Source organism: Providencia sp. PROV033 (assembly GCF_028484855.1).
GTDB classification, from domain to species: Bacteria; Pseudomonadota; Gammaproteobacteria; order Enterobacterales; family Enterobacteriaceae; genus Providencia; species Providencia alcalifaciens.
Window position 1 is genome coordinate 1 of sequence record NZ_JAMPSW010000214.1, and the last position, 1,117, is coordinate 1,117.

At 41.2% G+C, this 1,117-nt stretch carries 2 pseudogenes; both read right to left on the reverse strand.

From position 1 onward, the window contains the following. Positions 1-343, reverse strand: a pseudogene (locus tag PSF16_RS17410) (helix-turn-helix domain-containing protein); the annotation flags it as partial. A 598-nt stretch (positions 344-941) separates the two neighbouring features. After that, positions 942-1,117, reverse strand: a pseudogene (locus PSF16_RS17415) (helix-turn-helix domain-containing protein); the annotation flags it as partial.

Here is a 1,117-nt window from a genome sequence, read left to right on the forward strand (position 1 = left end):
CTTTGCCAGCTACAGGGATTTTAACTAATACACTTTCACATTCTAAGAATTTGATATATTTAGATATTGTTTGCCTTGAAACACCCATCAGAGTAGCTAAATAGCCTTGTTCTGCTACAACTGCACCGCAAGCTCCATCGATATTTTCTGCAAGCATTGAGTACAACTCAGCAGCCCCAGCATTGCGTCTAAAAAGCTCTCTGAGACGTTTCCAACCTAAAGGGTATACCTGAGTGAAGTTTTGATTTTTTTTCTCCTGTAGGCGTTCTGAGGCGTTTTTATGGTATTGCTCTTGTAGATCTAATTTTCGTTGTTTTCTTTGTGTCTCATTTCCAACTAACATAATTTTTACCCTTTACATGATGTAATCCAAAAAGAACATATCATTGTCATTTTTGCTTTACAAGATGTATGTTTTTGTAGATATGAAGTTAAAATCTGTAAACCCTATAGGGTTTACAACGTTGTAAAGCCTATAGGGTTTACAACGTAAAAAATAAAACATAAAAAAAACAACAATATACAATTATTCCCTTTCTTATCTAAAAGATCCCTCAGACAACTTCGGGATCTTTGGAGTAGCTCCCTCCCTTTGGTCGGGCAAAAACAAAAATCATCGAACATAAAATCGTCAATTTCTAAATCGTGGGGTCCCCTTTAGGGTTCCGATTTAGTGATTGACGACTCACCGAACCATAAAATTTTGATAGGTGGTTGTGATCACGCAGTGAGCGCAACCACCTGTAAGACGCAGTTGGTTTTGAAGTTAGGGTGTCGGGGCTAAGCCCTGACCAGGATGTTTTTGGGAGCCGACTGCGTGCAGGCGGTGCTACAAAACATACCCTGTCCCTGAATTCAGGGCGTCAAAGGCGGCTTAACAGGAGGATGGCTCACTTTGTTCACCACCCTCCTTTGCCAATTATGAGTGTCACTTCAAGCCGTCAAGAGTCGCTACGCTTCTGCTCTTGACCGCTCTCCGTTTCTGAAAACATAGCCATAATGCGACGTTTTACATCCCCATCCTTGCTAACTAACGTTTTTGTCAGGAAAGCTGCATGTTCTTTGTTGTTGTCATACCCCTTCCAAACTTCATGCGGGTTGAGGGCATAAGCACAAA